The 16,454-nt window shown below is 72.2% G+C and carries 16 protein-coding genes; 4 read left to right on the top strand and 12 right to left on the bottom strand.

Features of this window, described 5'->3' with window-relative positions:
* Positions 1 to 138: 138 nt before the first annotated feature.
* The 3 genes from CW362_RS18385 to CW362_RS18395 form a co-directional block, all read right to left on the bottom strand.
* Complete coding sequence (locus CW362_RS18385; RefSeq protein ID WP_103550588.1) at positions 139 to 1,296, bottom strand: ROK family transcriptional regulator; 1,158 nt, start codon at positions 1,294 to 1,296, stop codon at positions 139 to 141.
* 98 nt (positions 1,297 to 1,394) lie between these two features.
* Complete coding sequence (locus tag CW362_RS18390) at positions 1,395 to 2,057, bottom strand: response regulator transcription factor (RefSeq protein WP_103550589.1); 663 nt, start codon at positions 2,055 to 2,057, stop codon at positions 1,395 to 1,397.
* 14 nt (positions 2,058 to 2,071) lie between these two features.
* Positions 2,072 to 3,235 (bottom strand): sensor histidine kinase, encoded by a 1,164-nt coding sequence (locus CW362_RS18395; protein WP_103550590.1) that lies wholly within the window; start codon positions 3,233 to 3,235, stop codon positions 2,072 to 2,074.
* A 108-nt stretch (positions 3,236 to 3,343) separates the two neighbouring features.
* On the opposite strand from CW362_RS18395, the gene CW362_RS18400 reads away from it, so the two are divergent.
* Positions 3,344 to 4,273, top strand: a complete 930-nt coding sequence (locus CW362_RS18400; RefSeq protein WP_103550591.1) for an ABC transporter ATP-binding protein — start codon at positions 3,344 to 3,346, stop codon at positions 4,271 to 4,273.
* A gap of 2 nt (positions 4,274 to 4,275) precedes the next feature.
* Positions 4,276 to 5,001: an ABC transporter permease subunit gene (locus CW362_RS18405; protein WP_103550592.1), complete on the top strand. Its 726-nt coding sequence runs from the start codon at positions 4,276 to 4,278 to the stop codon at positions 4,999 to 5,001.
* 95 nt (positions 5,002 to 5,096) lie between these two features.
* Here the strand turns inward: CW362_RS18405 and mug are convergent, their stop codons facing one another.
* From mug to CW362_RS18425, 4 genes are all read right to left on the bottom strand, one after another.
* Entirely contained in the window at positions 5,097 to 5,648 is a 552-nt protein-coding gene (mug, locus tag CW362_RS18410; protein WP_103550593.1) for a G/U mismatch-specific DNA glycosylase, read from the bottom strand.
* Positions 5,645 to 7,087 carry an adenylosuccinate lyase gene (gene purB / locus CW362_RS18415; RefSeq protein WP_103550594.1) on the bottom strand — a complete coding sequence of 481 codons (1,443 nt, stop codon included), beginning with the start codon at positions 7,085 to 7,087 and terminating at the stop codon, positions 5,645 to 5,647. The genes mug and purB overlap by 4 nt, the downstream gene beginning before the upstream one ends.
* Positions 7,088 to 7,373: 286 nt before the next feature.
* Complete coding sequence (locus CW362_RS43335; protein WP_162684117.1) at positions 7,374 to 7,712, bottom strand: hypothetical protein; 339 nt, start codon at positions 7,710 to 7,712, stop codon at positions 7,374 to 7,376.
* A 243-nt stretch (positions 7,713 to 7,955) separates the two neighbouring features.
* Positions 7,956 to 8,423: a transcriptional regulator gene (locus CW362_RS18425; RefSeq protein ID WP_240657857.1), complete on the bottom strand. Its 468-nt coding sequence runs from the start codon at positions 8,421 to 8,423 to the stop codon at positions 7,956 to 7,958.
* Between the two features lie 428 nt (positions 8,424 to 8,851).
* Here CW362_RS18425 and CW362_RS18430 point away from each other — a divergent pair, with 428 nt between their 5' ends.
* Complete coding sequence (locus CW362_RS18430; protein WP_206300983.1) at positions 8,852 to 9,433, top strand: RNA polymerase sigma factor; 582 nt, start codon at positions 8,852 to 8,854, stop codon at positions 9,431 to 9,433.
* Positions 9,430 to 10,632 carry a BN159_2729 family protein gene (locus CW362_RS18435; protein ID WP_103550597.1) on the top strand — a complete coding sequence of 401 codons (1,203 nt, stop codon included), beginning with the start codon at positions 9,430 to 9,432 and terminating at the stop codon, positions 10,630 to 10,632. The genes CW362_RS18430 and CW362_RS18435 overlap by 4 nt, the downstream gene beginning before the upstream one ends.
* 754 nt (positions 10,633 to 11,386) lie before the next feature.
* Here the strand turns inward: CW362_RS18435 and CW362_RS18440 are convergent.
* The 5 genes from CW362_RS18440 to CW362_RS18460 all read right to left on the bottom strand — a co-directional run bounded on the left by CW362_RS18440 (position 11,387) and on the right by CW362_RS18460 (position 16,266).
* Positions 11,387 to 12,199, bottom strand: a complete 813-nt coding sequence (locus tag CW362_RS18440; protein WP_103550598.1) for an SGNH/GDSL hydrolase family protein — start codon at positions 12,197 to 12,199, stop codon at positions 11,387 to 11,389.
* Between the two features lie 101 nt (positions 12,200 to 12,300).
* A complete protein-coding gene (locus tag CW362_RS18445) occupies positions 12,301 to 13,314 on the bottom strand; it encodes a hemolysin family protein (protein ID WP_103550599.1) in 1,014 nt (337 codons plus the stop codon).
* On the bottom strand, positions 13,311 to 14,636 hold the full coding sequence (locus CW362_RS18450; protein WP_103550600.1) for a hemolysin family protein: 1,326 nt from the start codon (positions 14,634 to 14,636) through the stop codon (positions 13,311 to 13,313). Before CW362_RS18450 ends, CW362_RS18445 begins: the two co-directional genes overlap by 4 nt.
* Before the next feature lie 226 nt (positions 14,637 to 14,862).
* Entirely contained in the window at positions 14,863 to 15,288 is a 426-nt protein-coding gene (locus CW362_RS18455; RefSeq protein ID WP_103550601.1) for a GNAT family N-acetyltransferase, read from the bottom strand.
* A 57-nt stretch (positions 15,289 to 15,345) separates the two neighbouring features.
* Positions 15,346 to 16,266, bottom strand: a complete 921-nt coding sequence (locus CW362_RS18460) for an LLM class F420-dependent oxidoreductase (RefSeq protein ID WP_103550602.1) — start codon at positions 16,264 to 16,266, stop codon at positions 15,346 to 15,348.
* Between the last annotated feature and the right edge of the window lie 188 nt (positions 16,267 to 16,454).

The following is a 16,454-nucleotide window of genomic DNA, read 5'->3' on the forward strand; positions in this document are numbered from 1 at the left end:
GCCCCGGAACCTTCCGGGGCGCGACGGGTTTTGTGGCTGTGGCTGTGGCTGTGGCTGTGGCTGTGGCTGTGGCTGTGGCTGTGGCTGTGGCTGTGGCCGGTGGCTGTGGCCGGTGGCCGGCGCCGTGTCGCTCGCGCCTCAGCGGCGCGCGGTCACGGTTCCCTCCACCGCGAACAACTGCTCCTCCACGTGGTCGAGGGCGAGCCGTAGCGCCCCGGTCGCCACGGCCGCTTCCCCCAGCATCGAGAGGGCCACCTTGGGCGGACGCAGGCAGTAGCGCGCCAACTCCGTCCGCAGCGGCTCCAGTACGCCGTCCAGACCGGCCGCCCAGCCGCCGATGACGACCAGCTCCGGGTCGAGGGCGAGGACCAGGGCGGCCACGTCGTGCACCAGGCGCTGGATGAAGCGGTCCATCGCCGCGCGCGCCCGCAGATCGCCGCCCTTGGCCAGCGCGAACACCTTCGCGACCGCCTGTTCGTCGAGCGGGTGCAACGGCTCGTCCGTTGTCGACAGCAGCGTCTCGGGGGTGACGTCACGGCCCAGCAGGTGCAGCGCGCCGATCTCGCCGGCCGCCCCGCCGAACCCCCGGTGCAGCCGCCCGCCGATCAGTGCGCCGGCGCCCGGACTCAGCCCCGCCAGGACGAACACCACGTCGTCGGACTCGGTGGCCGCGCCCTTCCAGTGCTCGGCGACGGCGGCGGCGTTGGCGTCGTTCTCCACGAGCACCGGGCACTTGAAGGAACGGCTCAGCCGCTCGCCCAGCGGCAGGCCCGTCCACTCCGGCAGCGCCGTGCCCAGGCGTACGGTGCCGTCCGCCTCCACGATGCCGGGGCTTCCCACACCCACCGCGCGCAGGGAGCTACGGGCGACACCCGCCCTGCGCAGCAGTTCGGCGACCGCCACCCGCAGCCGCTCCAGCCGCTCGTCGGCGGACGCCGTCTCGTCCACGTCCTTGGCCGTCGCGCCCATCACGCGCCCGTCCAGGCCCGCGAGCAGCGCCGCGACGCGGTGCGGGCCGATCTCCAGGCCCAGCAGATGTCCCGCCTCGGCCCGGAACCGGAACCTGCGCGCCGGACGCCCCTGGCGCCGCGCGGCGCCCTCCTCGGCCGCCTTCTCGACGACGAGCCCGTTCTCGATCAGTCCCTCGACGACCCCTTCGACCGTCGGCCGTGACAATCCGGTCACCCGGGTGATCTCGGTGAGGGTCGCGCAGTCCGTGGCACGCAAGGCGTGCAGGACCACCGCGGAATTGATCCGTCGCAGCAGAGAGGGATCCCCGCCGGTCAACCGCCCCAACGCCCGTCCTCCCAGCTAGTACGCGTGTTGGCCGGATCGTACTCGTCGTGGGGAACCCCGGCGAGGGCCGGGGACCCTTTCCCGTTCACGGGCCGCCGTCAGCCCGGCGCCACGAACCCCGACTCGTAGGCCGCGATGACCGCCTGAGTGCGGTCCCGGGCCCCCAGCTTCGCCAGTACGGAGCTGACGTGCGACTTGACCGTCTCCGTGCCGACGACCAGCCGCGCGGCGATCTCGGCGTTGGACATCCCCCGGGCCATCAGCCGCAGCACGTCCGCCTCGCGCTCGGTCAGCGCGGCCCGCTCCATGACCGCCCGCGCCGCCGGACTGGCCCCGCCGTCCCCGTGGTCGGCCGCCAACTGCCTCACGGAGGCGGGGAACAGCAGGGACTCGCCCTCGGCCACCAGCCGCACCGCGTGCACGATCTCGGCCGGCCGCGCCCGCTTCAGGAGGAATCCGTCGGCCCCCGCGCGCAGCGCCTCGTAGACGTACTCGTCGTTCTCGAACGTCGTCACCACGAGGATCTTGGGTGGGTCGGCGACGGTCCGCAGTATCGCGCGGGTGGCCTCGATGCCGTCCATCAGGGGCATGCGGACATCCATGGCGACCACGTCCGGCCGCAGCTGCCGGACCAGCGGGATCACGGCGGCTCCGTCGGCGGCCTCGCCGACGACCTCGATGTCGGGCTGCGCCTCCAGGACGGCGCGCAGCCCCGCGCGCACGAGGGGTTCGTCGTCGACGAGCAGAACGGTGACCGGCATCCGGCCAGCGTAGATCAGTGCAGCGGCAGCTCTGCATGCACCTGCCAGTCGCCTTCGTGCGGGCCCGTCCGGGCGCTGCCGCCCAGCAGCGCGGCCCGCTCCCGTATGCCGCGCAGGCCGCTGCCCCGTCCGGATCCGGACCTGCCGTCCGGCAGCGGATTGCGGACCTCCAGGGAGAGAGTGCCGTCCCGGACCTCGACGCGGACCCGCACCGGAACGCTCCCGGCGTGCCGGAGCACATTGGTGAGCGCCTCCTGGAGGATGCGGTAGCCCTCCCTGGACACCGGGCCGGCCACGGTCTCCACCGGACCCGACACCTCGGCGTCCACCTTGGCCCCGGAGGTGCGCGCCGACTCCAGCAGCCGGTCGGCGTCGGCCAGCGTGGGGCGCCCGCTCACGGGGCGCTCCGCCTCGCGCAGCACCCCCAGGACGCGCTCCAGGTCCTCCAGGGCGGCCCGTCCGGTCTCCTCGATGGCGGCCAGGGCACGCGCGGTGAACTCCGGGTCGCCGGCCGCGCGCGCGGCACCGGCCTGCACCACCGCGACGGTGAGCGCGTGACCGATGGAGTCGTGGAGCTCACGGGCGATGCGGTTGCGCTCCAGGAGCTGCTCGGTGCGCTCCTCCAGTGCGGCGAGCCGCTCGGTGGGGGAGGGGCCGAGGAGCCGCCGGGCGAGCGCCGTGATGAACTCGCCGAGCCCGACCACCGCGCCGTACAGGGCGATCAGGGGCAGCGGAATCAGCAGGGCGCAGCTCCAGTGCGGGTCGAGGAGCCGCACCACGGGGTCACCGGACGGCCAGTGGCCCAGGGCCGCCCTGGTGAGGTCGACGGCGAACACGGGCAGCCACACGGTGACCATGGAGGCCGCCACGCCCAGCAGCAGGCGCGCCTCCAGCCAGAGCACGGTCCGCCACCGGTCCCGCCATCCGGCCGAAGGGGCCACCGAGAACCCCGGGTCCTTGCCGTCCCGCTCGCCCGGCGCCAGCATGAACCGCGCCTGCACCCCCTCGCCCCGCCGCACGGCCGGGATCAGCCCGAGCGGAACCAGCACCACCGCGGGCACCCACGGCTTCGACGAGTCGATGAACAGCCACACGCTGACGAACAGCATCGGTACCCACAGGTGCAGCAGGCGTGTGTACGTCGTCCCCCACAGCAGCGGGCGCAGGAATCGGGCCATCGCGCCATCGTGCCAGGGGGCACCGACGGCGGACCTCCCCCGGGCGGGGGAGACGATCTCCACCCGTGGGGGAGGTGGACACCGGTGCCCGGCGGCCAGGCTGTGCCCATGACCAGCATCGACGTCCAAGACCTGACCAAGGAGTACGGCACCCGGCGCGCGGTGGACCACCTGTCCTTCAGCGTCCTCCCGGGCCGCGTCACCGGATTCCTCGGCCCCAACGGCGCCGGGAAGTCCACCACCATGCGGCTCGTCCTGGGCCTGGACCGGCCCACCTCCGGCACCGCCACCATCGGGGGCCGCGCGTACGCCGCCCTCGAGGAGCCGCTGCGGAAGGTGGGCGCCCTCCTCGACGCGGGCGCCGCGCACGGCTCGCGGACCGCCCGGAACCACCTGAGGGCGCTCGCCGCCACCAACCGCATCCCCGAACGCCGGGTCGACGAGGTGCTGGAGGAGACGGGCCTCGCCCCGGTGGCCCGCCGCCGGGTCAAGACGTACTCCCTGGGCATGCGCCAGCGTCTGGGCATCGCGGCCGCCCTCCTCGGCGACCCGCCCGTGGTGCTCCTCGACGAACCGTCGAACGGGCTGGACCCGGAGGGGATCATCTGGATCCGGGAGCTGCTGCGCCGGCTGGCCCGCGAGGGGCGCACCGTCCTCGTCTCCAGCCACCTCATGAACGAGACCGCCTCCTTCGCCGACCAGCTCGTCGTCCTCGGCCGCGGCAGGCTCCTGGCCGACATGCCGATGCGCGAGTTCATCGACGCACGCGTACAGCCCCGTGTCCGGGTGCGCGGCACGGACAGCCGCGCGCTCGGGAACCTGCTCGCGGAACACGGCATCGAGGCCGCCGAGGGCGAGGAGGGCCGCTGGACCGCGCTGGACGCGCGACCGGAGGACATCGGCCGTCTGACCGCGGCCGCCGGCCTCACCGTTCTCGAACTCGCTGCGGAGGAGGGCACGCTGGAACAGGCCTACCTGGACCTGACCGCCACCGAGACCGAGTTCGCCGCCGCCCCCGTTCAGCCTCAGGAGGCCTGACCATGTCCTTCGCACCCGCACTCCGCGCGGAACTGATCAAGATCCGGACCCTGCGCCCGCTCCTGTGGGGGCTGCTCGCCGTCCTCGCGGCCACGGTGGCGTTCTCGGCACTCGCCGGGCTCGACGACTCGGCCGACCCGGACTTCGACCCGCTCTTCTCGGCGTTCTTCGGCGTCAGCTTCGGCCAGATCGCGGCCATCACCTTCGGAGCCCAGGCGGTCTCGGCCGAGTACCAGGGCGGCGCGCTGCGCGTCTCGCTGGCGGCGGTTCCCGGCCGGGGGCGCTGGTTCCTGGCCAAGACGGTGGCCATCGGCGCCCCGGCCCTAGGCATCGGCCTGGTCACCGGCGTGGCCGGCCTGGTCGTGGGGACGTCCGTGCTCGGTTCCCGGGCGGACGCACTGACCTGGGCGGAAGAACTCCGGGGAGTGGTCGGCTGCGCGGTCTACCTGATGCTCATGGCCCTCTTCGCGGCGGGCCTGGCGGCCGTCCTGCGCAGCGGGGTCGCCACGCTGAGCATCCTGATCCCGTTCCTGCTGATCGTGTCCTTCGTCGTCGGGAACGCGTCCGGGAGCGTGGCGGACTTCCTGCCGGACAAGGCAGGCCAGACGGTCCTGCACGAGACGTGGGACGGCGCCCTGGGACCCTGGAGCGGGCTCGCCGTGACCGCGCTGTGGACCGCCGCGGCGCTGGGCGCGGGCGCGTGGTGCGTCCGGCGCAGGGACGCGTGAGCGCGCCGGTTCCACGGCGCCCCGCCTCCGGTCGGGGACGGCGAACCGCCGTCCCCGACCGGAGGTCCCGGTCACGGTGGGGGACCCGCCACGGCCTACCGGGGCCGGACCGCGGCCTCCCGCAGCCGGCCGAACTCCTCGGCCATCGTCGCGGCCGTCCAGTGCGCGTTGAGCCCGCTGGGGTTGGGCAGGACCCACACCCGGCTCGACCCGATCGTCCGCTCCTGGGGACCGATACGGGCCCCGCGGTCGCCGAAGGCCGCCCGGTACGCGGTCACCCCCACCACGGCCAGCCACCCGGGGCGGAGCCGTTCCACCTTCTCGGCGAGCAGCCGCCCGCCCTCGCGGTACTCCTCGGCGCTCAGCTCGTCGGCCCGGGCGGTCGCCCGGGCCACCACGTTGGTGATGCCGAGTCCGTAGGAGAGCAGCTCGTCCTGCTCGGAGGGCCGCAGGAGCCGGGGGGTGAACCCGGAAAGGTGCAGCACGGGCCAGAACCGGTTGCCGGGCCGGGCGAAGTGATGGCCGGTGGCCGCCGTCATCAGACCCGGATTGATGCCGCAGAAAAGCACCGAGAGGCCGTCCGCGACGACATCCGGCACGAGCCGGTCGCGGGCGGCCTCCAGGTCCGCTCGGGTGAGCCTGGTCAGAGGATCGCTCCGGGCGTGTAGCCCGCGGCCTCCGGGTGCTGCTTCACGATCTCCTCGACACGGCCGACGACGACGGTCACATGGTCGGCCGCGGCCCCCGTGAAGGACAGCTTGTCGGCCATCAGCTCGTCGAGCTGCGCGCGGTCCAGCGGGATCCGCTCGTCCGCGGCGAGCTTGTCGAGCAGCTCGTTGCGCTCGGCGCCCTGCTCGCGCATGGCGAGCGCGGAGGCGACGGCGTTCTCCTTGATCGCCTCGTGGGCGACCTCACGGCCGACACCGGCGCGCACCGCGCCCATCAGGACCTTGGTCGTCGCGAGGAACGGCAGGTAGCGGTCCAGTTCGCGGGCCACGACGGCGGGGAAGGCGCCGAACTCGTCGAGGACGGTCAGGAAGGTCTCCAGCAGACCGTCCAGTGCGAAGAACGCGTCCGGCAGCGCGACGCGGCGCACCACCGAGCACGACACGTCGCCCTCGTTCCACTGGTCGCCGGCCAGCTCGCCGGTCATCGACGCGTAGCCGCGCAGGATGACCATCAGGCCGTTGACGCGCTCGCAGGAGCGGGTGTTCATCTTGTGCGGCATCGCGGAGGAGCCGACCTGGCCGGGCTTGAAGCCCTCGGTGACCAGCTCGTGCCCGGCCATGAGCCGGATCGTCTTGGCCGTCGAGGACGGGGCGGCCGCCAGCTGCACCAGCGCGGTCACGACGTCGTAGTCCAGGGAACGGGGGTAGACCTGGCCGACGGAGGTGAAGGCCTGCGAGAAGCCGAGGTGCCCGGCGATCCGCTGCTCCAGGTCGGCGAGCTTGGCCGCGTCGCCGCCCAGCAGGTCGAGCATGTCCTGGGCCGTGCCGACCGGGCCCTTGATGCCGCGCAGCGGGTAGCGGCCGAGGAGCTCCTCGAGGCGGCCGTACGCGACGAGCATCTCGTCCGCGGCGGTCGCGAAGCGCTTGCCCAGGGTGGTGGCCTGCGCGGCCACGTTGTGGGAGCGGCCGGCCATGACCAGCTCGGCGTACTCGCCGGCGAGCTTGGCCAGGCGGGCGAGGACCGCCACCGTGCGGTCGCGCACCAGCTCCAGCGAGAGGCGGATCTGTAGCTGCTCGACGTTCTCGGTGAGGTCGCGGGACGTCATGCCCTTGTGCACGTGCTCGTGGCCGGCGAGGTCGTTGAACTCCTCGATCCGCGCCTTCACGTCGTGCCGGGTGACCTTCTCGCGCTCGGCGATGGAGGCGAGGTCGACCTGGTCGAGGACGCGCTCGTAGTCGGCGATCGCGGCGTCCGGCACCTCGATCCCGAGGTCCTTCTGGGCCCGCAGCACGGCGAGCCAGAGCTGACGCTCCAGCTTGACCTTCTGCTCGGGGGACCAGAGCGTGGCGAGCTCGGCGGAGGCGTAGCGTCCGGCGAGAACGTTGGGGATACGGGGCTTTGCAGGCGCGGCAGTCACGTGTACGGAGCATACCGGCTGTTCGGCGCGGGTTCTGTTGTGTCCGCGGCGCCCCGGACGCGCGGGTCGGGGCGGAGCGGCACCCCCCGGCGGACCGGGGTGTGCGTGAGAGGCGCGGGGACGGGACGGAGGTGCCGCGCGCGGGCGCGCACCACAGACCGCGTCGTCGCTCCTGCCGTCCGCCGGTGGTCCCGGCGGAAAGACGCTCGATTCCTTTGAACAGAGGGGAGTCGTTCGCCGTATTGATGGACGGATGTCGTGATGGAACGTTTTCGCAGGGTCGTGTTCAGGATCCAGAACGCGGGGGGCGGCTTCCGTACCCCGCTTGGGCGTGCGGATCGGGGTGGGACTGCTCGCTGCCGACAACAGCGCGCAGACCCCCGTACGTCTTCGAGGTGAACCGGTCGTGGGCGAAGGTGAGCTCTGCCGTGATCAGCTGGTTGCGCTCGTCGTTGACTTCCTCGATCTCCTGCATGAGCTCGGAGTTCTTGGCGCGCAGTGCCGTGTTCGCGTTCCGCGCCTCGTCGAGGGCTCGGGCATGACTGCCGAGTCTGATGGCTGTGATGGTGGCCCTGCGGGCCATGGCCTTCTCTCGCTGGGACAGGTCCTGTTCGCGTCTGTGCATGTCCAGCTCAAGGCGTTGTCGGTGTTCCGCCAGGATGCTGAGATCATGCCGTGTGCGGGCCTCGACCTGTCTGACCGTGCGGCGGAGAAGGGCAGCAAGTGCCCCTGCCACGCCCATGGTTAACAGGCCGATCCCGACTGTCGCCAACTCCCATGTATGGTGCCGGACGCCCATGCCCACGAATGTCCAGCCGGCTGTGCAGCTGGCGGCGGACGCGAGTGCCAGTCTGTACGCCACGTTTCGTTACCCCCTTGCAGTGGCCCCCCGGTTGTCGTCGGCGTCGAGATCCTTCTGGAGCTCGATAGCTTGGACGATGTTCCCGCTGAGCATTGTGCGGATTCTGAGATCAGTGATGCCCCATGCGTCCATTGCCTCCTCCGGGGTGAGTGTTACTGAGGCTACCCTCCGTGTCGCAGGCTGAGGCCCGTGTTCCGGTGGAAGCATGCCGCTGTTCACCAACATCTCTCGCTGGTCGAGGCCGAGTACTGACGCCCAGGTGGTCAGTTGCGAGGGAAGGGGGAGGGTTTTTCCTTCCAGTGTCCTGCTGATCGTCGTCAGGCTCACTCCAATCGAGATGGCCAGTTGGGCCCGGCCACCGGCTCGTGGACGGACGTCGTACCCGGCCGCTGTCGCGGCGTTCGTGAGGTACTCGCCCACCCTCCTTGCGAGAGCTTGTCGCTCACCGCGGGACTCGTGGGGGGACTCTTCCATGCTCCGCATGTTTCGGAGAGTAGCGCGCGTGTATGCAACTTGCACGCGACTTGCATGCGTGCATCTTCGCAGGTCAATAGGTGTTTGGGTGTCGTGCCAGGCCACGGGGGACGGCTCGCACTCCAGTTCCCGGCAAAAAGTCTCGCCGTCATCCGGGCGAAGCAACTTGCGCACGTGTACGCAAGTTGCATATGTTGCATGACTGTGAGTTAGTCGCACGTATGCAAGTCCCTTTGAGGGGACCCTATTTGCACCGCCTCGGCATCGGCTCGAGCAGGCTCCGGAGCTGCGAGGCGCCAGCGGGGGGACGCCTCGAAACCTTCGGACACGACGACCCGGTCATCCGGCGCCCGAACCCGGCCATGGCCGGAGCGGACCGTCGCAGCACCTGCCCACCACAGTTCATCCACTCATGAACGGAGTAGGCCTTGATCGCCGAGGCTAACGCCGCCACACCGCGGTTCGACACCAGAGAACAGGCCCTTGTCACCCGTGCGCTCGCGGGTGACCGGGACGCCTTCGGGGAGCTCTACGCCCTGCACCACCCCGCGGTACTGGCTTACGTACAGCGCCGTGTACGCAATCGGCAGGTCGCCGAGGACATCACCGGCGAGACCTTTCTCAACGCCTGGATGAAACGCGGGACCTTCACCTACCGCGGCATCGGCTTCGTCGGGTGGCTGATCACCATCGCCCGGAACAAGGTCATCGACCATTGCAAGAGCGCGCAGCGCCGTGAGTTCGTCGTCGAGGACATGCTCGGCTTCGACGAGGACCTCACGGTCAGTACCGAGGACACCGTACTGATCAGTCTTGACGAGGAGTTGTTGCGCCGAGCCCTGGAGCAGTTGCGGCCGCCGCAGCGCGAAGTCCTCACGCGCCGTTTCCTGATGGAGTTCTCGGTGCTGGAGACGGCGCGCCAGATGGAGCGGTCCGAAGGGGCGGTGAAGACCCTGCAGTTCAGGGCTCTGGCCAAGCTGCGCAGCGAGTACCTGGGGGTGGCGGCATGACCACCGTGCCCGGGATCCGTTCGGCCGTCGAAGCCAATCTCGCCGAACAACTCAGCACGTTCGCCCGGGAGTTCGTCGCCGACCTGGAGGCGCAGGGGCGTCTGGTGGAGGCGGGCGGGGCCGGCGTCCTCGAACGGCTGCGGACGCAGGTCGAGACCTGGCAGAACTGCCCGGAGGCCTACCACGCCGCCGTCGACACGATCGTCGAGGACTGCGGTTACCCGAGCGAGGTCGCGATGCGGATCGCCACCGCGCTGAACCGCAAGGGGCTGATCCCCGGCGACGACGCCGAGCCGCGCCACCACCGGGAACCCGCGTCCGGCCGCGAGGAGCCGGGCCCCGGGACCGGGGGGCCCGAGCCGCGGCACGACCGTGCTTCCGTACCGGACCACGAGGGCCCTGTCCGTGGTGGTGAGGGACCGGTGCCCCGCCGCGATCACGGTCCCGCGTCCGTGCCGGTCCTCGACGTCCGGGGCCCCGAGCCGCGGCCCGACCGGGACTCCGCGTCCTCGCCGCTCGTGCCGACCGCGCGCGGTGCGATCGTCCTGCACCTCGCCGACCGCGGTGCCGGACGGGTCGTGGCGGAGCACGGGGCGGCGCCGGTGCCGAAGCGCGTCGACGGCGAGGTCCCGCGGGTGCGGCCGGCCGCCGCGCGGTCGCGCGCGGTCGGATGGGGCAGCGCCTCCGCCCGTGCGGTCTCCGTCGCCGCGGGCCTCCAGGCCGACCACCTCGCGCGCCTGGAGGCCATGCAGATCACCGCGGACGGCGAGCGGGTGACGGTGGCGGTCAAGGCCACCTGTCTGGCCGACTGGGAGTACTGGCTCGACGCCATCGGGGCTCCCCGCAACGTCCGGACCAGGACGGCCGGGCACGCCCAGGTCGCCGCGGGAACCCTCGACGGGGTCGCCGTCCACCTCACCGCGCACGGCGTCCCCGAACTCCTCCAGGAGGCGAACGACGCGGCCGCCGATCCCTTCTACCTCTGGGGGCGGATCTACGACCTCGGGGTGGGGCAGGTCGACCGGACCGACCGCGTCTGGCTGTCCCTCGGCCGACGGCAGGACGAGCGCGGGATGCCCCTGCTGATCCTGCGCGGCACGGACGGCCCCCCTTATCCGCTCTCTTCGATCATCATGGCGCACGGCCCGCTGACGCCCACCCCCCTGCCCTCCGGCGGAATGGCCGGGGACAGTGCGTGACCGACGCCGGGGCGCCGCCTCGACTGGCTGTTTCTCACTCGTGGTGCCCCGCGCCTCTGCATGAGGTGAACCGGGGCGACGCGTCCATGAATGCTCACGTTCCGTGTACTGCACTTGGCGCAGAGCGACCCCTGCCCACAGTAGGTGCGGTCGCTCGGCGTGGCTGGTTTCCCACCCTGTCGGCAGTCGGCCGCAAGGGTGCCGATGGGGCACATCGGCCCTGATCGGTCCACCGGTGGCGTGTCGGTGCCAAAAGGTGCGCATGAGCCTTTGCCCCGGCCACGCCCATGGACAGATGCCGACAAGTTCCTCGAGCGGTGCTCGGGGGCGTACTTCTCAGGTCCCCGCATGAGTGCTTGGATATCGATTCCGGCTGGAACTCCCGGCTGGCCTGTTACTTGCCATCCCCTCCGGGTGGCGAGACGGCTCCTCTCCATGCTCCGCAAAGCTGGAGGGGCCGTCGGCGGGGCCCGGCGTACGCGCCGGGCCCAGCCGTAGTTCCGGGGCGCGTGGGCGAGAGCGGAAACGGCGCCCCCGCGCTGTCGAGCGCCCCCCGTGCGCCCTGTGGCGGGCGAGGGGTGAACCGGTAGCGTCCTCTTCATGCGGAGCATGGGCCGCCGTGTCACTCGAGAGAGCGGCACGGCGGAAGCCGCCCGGCCGGTGTTCCTCCCGGCTCCCGCGACCACCGTGCCCGGCCTCCTCCACGCGCGGACGGGGCCCGCGGTTCCCGGGCCCGCCCAGGTGGATCACGGGATCAGCCGCCGTGACCGCCCGTGACGGGACCGTCGTGGACGGGCCCCTCGTAGGGCAGCAGCTCCGGCCGCTTCGCCGGCCGTCCGTCGCCGGACGAGCGCCCCGTCAGCCGCCGCCCGATCCACGGCAGCAGGTGCTGCCGGGCGAAACGCGCGTCGGCGGTGCGGCGGGACACCCAGCCGGGAGGCGGGGTGGGTGCCGACGGGACGTGCCAGTCCGGGTCCTCGGCCTCGTACCCGAGGGTCTGCCACACGGCCTCCGCGACCCGGCGGTGCCCTTCGGCGGTCAGGTGCAGCCGGTCGACGTCCCACGCGCGGGGGTCGGCGAGCGAGGGTGCCCCGTAGAGGTCGACCACCAGGGCGCCGTGCCGCTCGGCCAGATCGTCGACGGTGGCGAAGAGCTCCTCCATGCGGGGCCGGAAGCGTTCGAGGACCGGGCCGTCGCGGCCGGGGCTGCGCATCAGGACGAGTCGCTCGCAGGCCGGGGCCAGCCGTTCCACGGCCTCCTCCAGGAGACCGCGGACACGCCCCATGTCGACCTTGGGCCGCAGGGTGTCGTTGAGGCCGCCCACCAGTGTGATCACATCGGGCCGCATGGCGGCGGCCACGTCCACCTGCTCCTCGACGATCTGCCCGATCAGCTTGCCGCGCACCGCGAGGTTGGCGTAGCGGAAACCGGGCGCGCGGGCCGCCATCCGGCCCGCGAGGAGGTCGGCCCATCCCCGGTACGAGCCGTCGGGCAACAGGTCCGACATGCCCTCGGTGAAGGAGTCGCCGACCGCGACGAGGCTGGTGTATGAGGCATTCATCTGCATGGCGAGAAAGATGGTAACCCGAACACATACCCATCGGTCGGTCGGACGGTCCTACCTGCGACGGAGGCCGGGGCGCCTCCCGCCCCGGCCCCGGAAAGGCCCTACGCCGGCTGCCCGAACAGCTCCCTCAGGACGTCCTCCATCGTCACCAGCCCCGTGAGCCGTCCGTCGCTGCCCATGACAGCCGCGAGATGGGTACGGCTGCGGCGCATCGCGGTCAGGACGTCGTCCAGGGGAGTGCTCTCCCGTACGCGGGCGATCTGCCGCATGTCCTCCACGCGGAACGGCACCTCGCGCGGAGCCGCGTCCAGCGCGTCCTTGACGTGCAGATAGCCGACGATCCGGCGCCCCTCGTCGACGACCGGGAAGCGGGAGAACCCCGACTCGGCCGACAGCCGCTCCAGTTCCTCCGGAGTGACGCCGACGCGCGCGTAGACGACGCGTTCCACCGGGAGCACGACGTCGTGCACGGGCCGGCGGCCCAGCTCCAGGGCGTCGCGCAACCGCTCCTGGGCGCGGTGGTCGATGAGCCCCGCCGCGCTGGAGTCCTTGACCAGGCGGGAGAGCTCGTCGTCCGAGAAGGTCGCCGTGACCTCGTCCTTCGCCTCGACCCGCAGCAGCTTCAGCAGTCCGTTGGCGAAGGCGTTGACCGCGAAGATCACCGGGCGCAGCGCACGGGAGAGCGCGACCAGCGGCGGTCCGAGCACCAGCGCCGTCCGCACCGGCTCCGCGAGGGCCACGTTCTTCGGCACCATCTCGCCGAGCAGCATGTGCAGATACGTCGCCAGGGTGAGCGCGATGACGAAGGAGACCGCGTGGCCCGCGCCCGAGGGGACGCCCACCGCGTGGAACACCGGCTCCAGCAGGTGCGCGATGGCGGGTTCGGCGACGATGCCGAGCACCAGGGTGCACAGCGTGATGCCGAGCTGCGCGGTCGCGAGCAGCGCCGAGACGTGTTCGAGGCCCCAGAGCACGCTCCGCGCCCGCCGGTCGCCCCGCTCGGCGTGGGGTTCGATCTGGCTGCGGCGCACCGAGATCAGCCCGAACTCGGCGCCGACGAAGAAGCCGTTCACGACGAGGGTCGCGAGTCCGATCAACAGTTGTACGGCGGTCATCGCGTGCTCTCCTCGGCGTCGTGCGGGGCGTGCAGCAGCACCCGTGCGGCCCGCCGTCCCGAGGCGTCCACGACGTCGAGCCGCCAGTCGTCGGCCTCGACGGTGTCCCCCTCGGCGGGGATGCGGCCGAGCTCGGCCGCGACGAAGCCGGCCAGGGTCTCGTACGGCCCGTCGGGCACCCGGAGCCCCACGCGGGCGAGCTGGTCGGTACGGGCGGACCCGTCGGCCGAGTACAGCGTCCGGCCCTCCTCGTCCGTGCCCGCCGGGGCGAGGTCGGGCGTCTCGTGCGGGTCGTGCTCGTCGCGTACCTCGCCGACGACCTCCTCGACGATGTCCTCCAGGGTGGCGACACCGGCCGTACCGCCGTACTCGTCGATGACCACGGCCATCGTGCGCTTGCCGGCCAGCCGGTCCAGGAGTCTGTCGACGGTCAGCGACTCCGGTACGAACAGCGGCTCGCGCATGATCTGCGAGACGGGCGTCTGCGTCCGGCTCGTGGCGTGCACGGTCAGCACGTCCCTGATGTGCGCGACCCCGACGACCTCGTCGAGGCTCTCGTGGTAGACCGGGAATCTGGACAGGCCGGTCGCCCGGGTCGCGTTCGCCACGTCCTCGCAGGTGGCCTGGACGTCCAGTGCGATGACCTGGACGCGCGGTGTCATCACGTTCTCCGCGGTCAGGTCGGCGAGGTTCAGGGTGCGCACGAACAGCTCGGCGGTGTCCGCCTCCAGCGCGCCCTCCTTGGCGGAGTGCCGGGCGAGCGCCACCAGTTCCTGGGGACCGCGGGCGGAGGCCAGTTCCTCGGCGGGTTCGAGGCCGAAGCGGCGCACCACGTGGTTCGCGCTGTTGTTGAGGTGGGCGATGAAGGGGCGGAACGCGGCGCTGAACCAGCGCTGCGGCGTCGCGACCCGCTTGGCCACGGCCAGCGGCGACGAGATGGCCCAGTTCTTGGGCACCAGCTCACCGACGACCATCAGGAAGATCGTCGAGAGCGCCGTGCCGATGACCAGCGCCACCGAGTTCGACGCGGAGGGCGGGACGCCCAGCGACTCCAGGGGGCCCGCGATGAGCTTGGCGATCGACGACTCGGAGAGCATGCCGACCACGAGGTTCGTCACGGTGATGCCGAGCTGGGCGCCGGACAGCTGGAAGGTGAGGTTGCGTACGGCCTTGAGGGCTCCGGAGGCGCCCCGCTCGCCGCGCTCCACGGCACGTTCCAGTTCGCTGCGTTCGACCGTGGTCAGCGAGAACTCGGCCGCCACGAAACCGCCACAGGCCAGCGACAGCAGAACTGCGACCAGCAGGAGGAGCACTTCGGTCATCGGGTCACCTCCGTCCCATGGTCGGCCAGGGACACGGGGATCGCGCGATGTCCGCGGACGCCGTGGGAATCACGGCCGCGGGTACTGGGAGGCTCGCCCATGGGCGGACGCTCACACCTTTCGTCGGAGGAACGATGGTCCAACAAGGGTAAAGGATCGGCAAAGGGGATTCCTCGGCGGCCGCCGCCCGGCGGGTGCGGCCCTCCTCCGCCCCCGCCGGGGAGCGCTAGTCGGTGAGCGGCTTCACCCAGCGCCGCCAGTGCTCCTCCGGCGTGTACCCCGCGGCCCGCCAGGCATGGTGGGCGGTTTCGTTCCGCTTCAGCACCATGGCGTCCCCGCGCCGCCCCCCGAGCCGTACGAAACGTTCCTCCGCCGCGGCCAGCAGCGCCGAGCCGATGCCGAGGCGCCGTCGGTCCGGACGGACCGCCAGCCGGTACAGATGGCAGCGCCAGCCGTCGAAGCCGGCGATCACCGTGCCCACCAGCTCCCCGGCGCGCTCCGCGAGCAGCAGGGCCCCGGGGTCCCGGGCGACGAGCCCTTCCACGCCGCTGCGGTCGTCACTGATGCTGGTGCCCTCGGCGGCCGTCTTCCAGAAGGCGAGCACGGCGTCGAGGTCCTCGGGCCGAGCGGCCCGTATGCGCAAGTCGGTCATGGTCCGATCCCACCACGCGGGCCGCGGGACGGAACGGCATTTCCGCCATGCGGACGGTCATCGGCCGCGCAGCTCGCGGACCACGGGAGCGAAGGCCTCGAGGTTCGGCTCCAGCACCGTCAGATACGAGAATCCGTAGCGCTCCCGCAGGTCCCGGACCTGATCGACGATCTGCTCCACGGTGCCGATCAGGACGACGGGCAGCTCCAGCACCTCCCGCTCGGTCAGGTGCGGAAGCCGGGGCAGCCACGGCCGGACGGCGGCACTCCGGTCGTCGGCGACGGCGACGATCTGGACCAGCAGATTGAGCTCGGCGGGTTCCTCGCGGGCGGCGGACGCCTTCCGGTGGAGCGCGACGCGTTCGTCGAGCTCGGCGGCCGTCAGCGGCTCCAGCGTGCCGTTCCCTCCGGTGCGCGCGCCCGTGAACGCCGTGATGTCCGCGTGCTCCGCGGCGATGCGCAGCATCCGGTCGCCGTTGGCCCCGATCAGCAGGGGCACCCGCGGCGGCCCGCCGTCGCCCGGCCCGGGAGCCTTCCCGCCCGGCCACGGCGTGCCGTGGCGGAGCGGTCCGTCCGGGCCGAGGAGGTGCTTCAACTCCTCGACCGTGCTCAGGAGACGGTCGACGCGCTCGCGCGGGGTGCCCCAGGGCAGGCCCGCCGTCTCGTGCTCGGCCGCCACGTATCCGGTGCCGAGGCCGAGTTCGAGACGGCCGCCCGTCAGGGCGTCCGCGGTGGTCACCTCACGGGCGAGCAGCGCGGGGTTCCAGAAGCCCGTGTTGAGCACGAACGTGCCGAGCCGGGGCCGCTCGGTCGCCGCCGCGGCGGCGACCAGCGAGGGGAAGGGGGCGGGCATCCCCAGATGGTCCGCCACGGTGATCACGTCGTAGCCGAGTTCCTCGGCGCGGCGGCACCTGGCGGTCCACTCGGCGGCGGTCGCCGGGGCGATCAGGCTGACACCGAAACGGAACGGGCGCGACATGGGTCATCCCTTCCTCGGGGGACTCGCCCCGGCCGCGGCGGACCGGGGAGAACGGGCGGGCGGTCCCCGGCCCTGGCGGACCGGGTGGGCAGTGGCCGCTTCCCGGTGCCGACGGGCCGGGAAGCGGGAGTGGGCGGGCGGTCCGTCCCCGTCCCGGCCGGCGGGCGCGAGCAGGTGGGCCCGTCCCG

Source organism: Streptomyces populi, from assembly GCF_002911015.1.
GTDB classification, from domain to species: Bacteria; Actinomycetota; Actinomycetes; order Streptomycetales; family Streptomycetaceae; genus Streptomyces; species Streptomyces populi.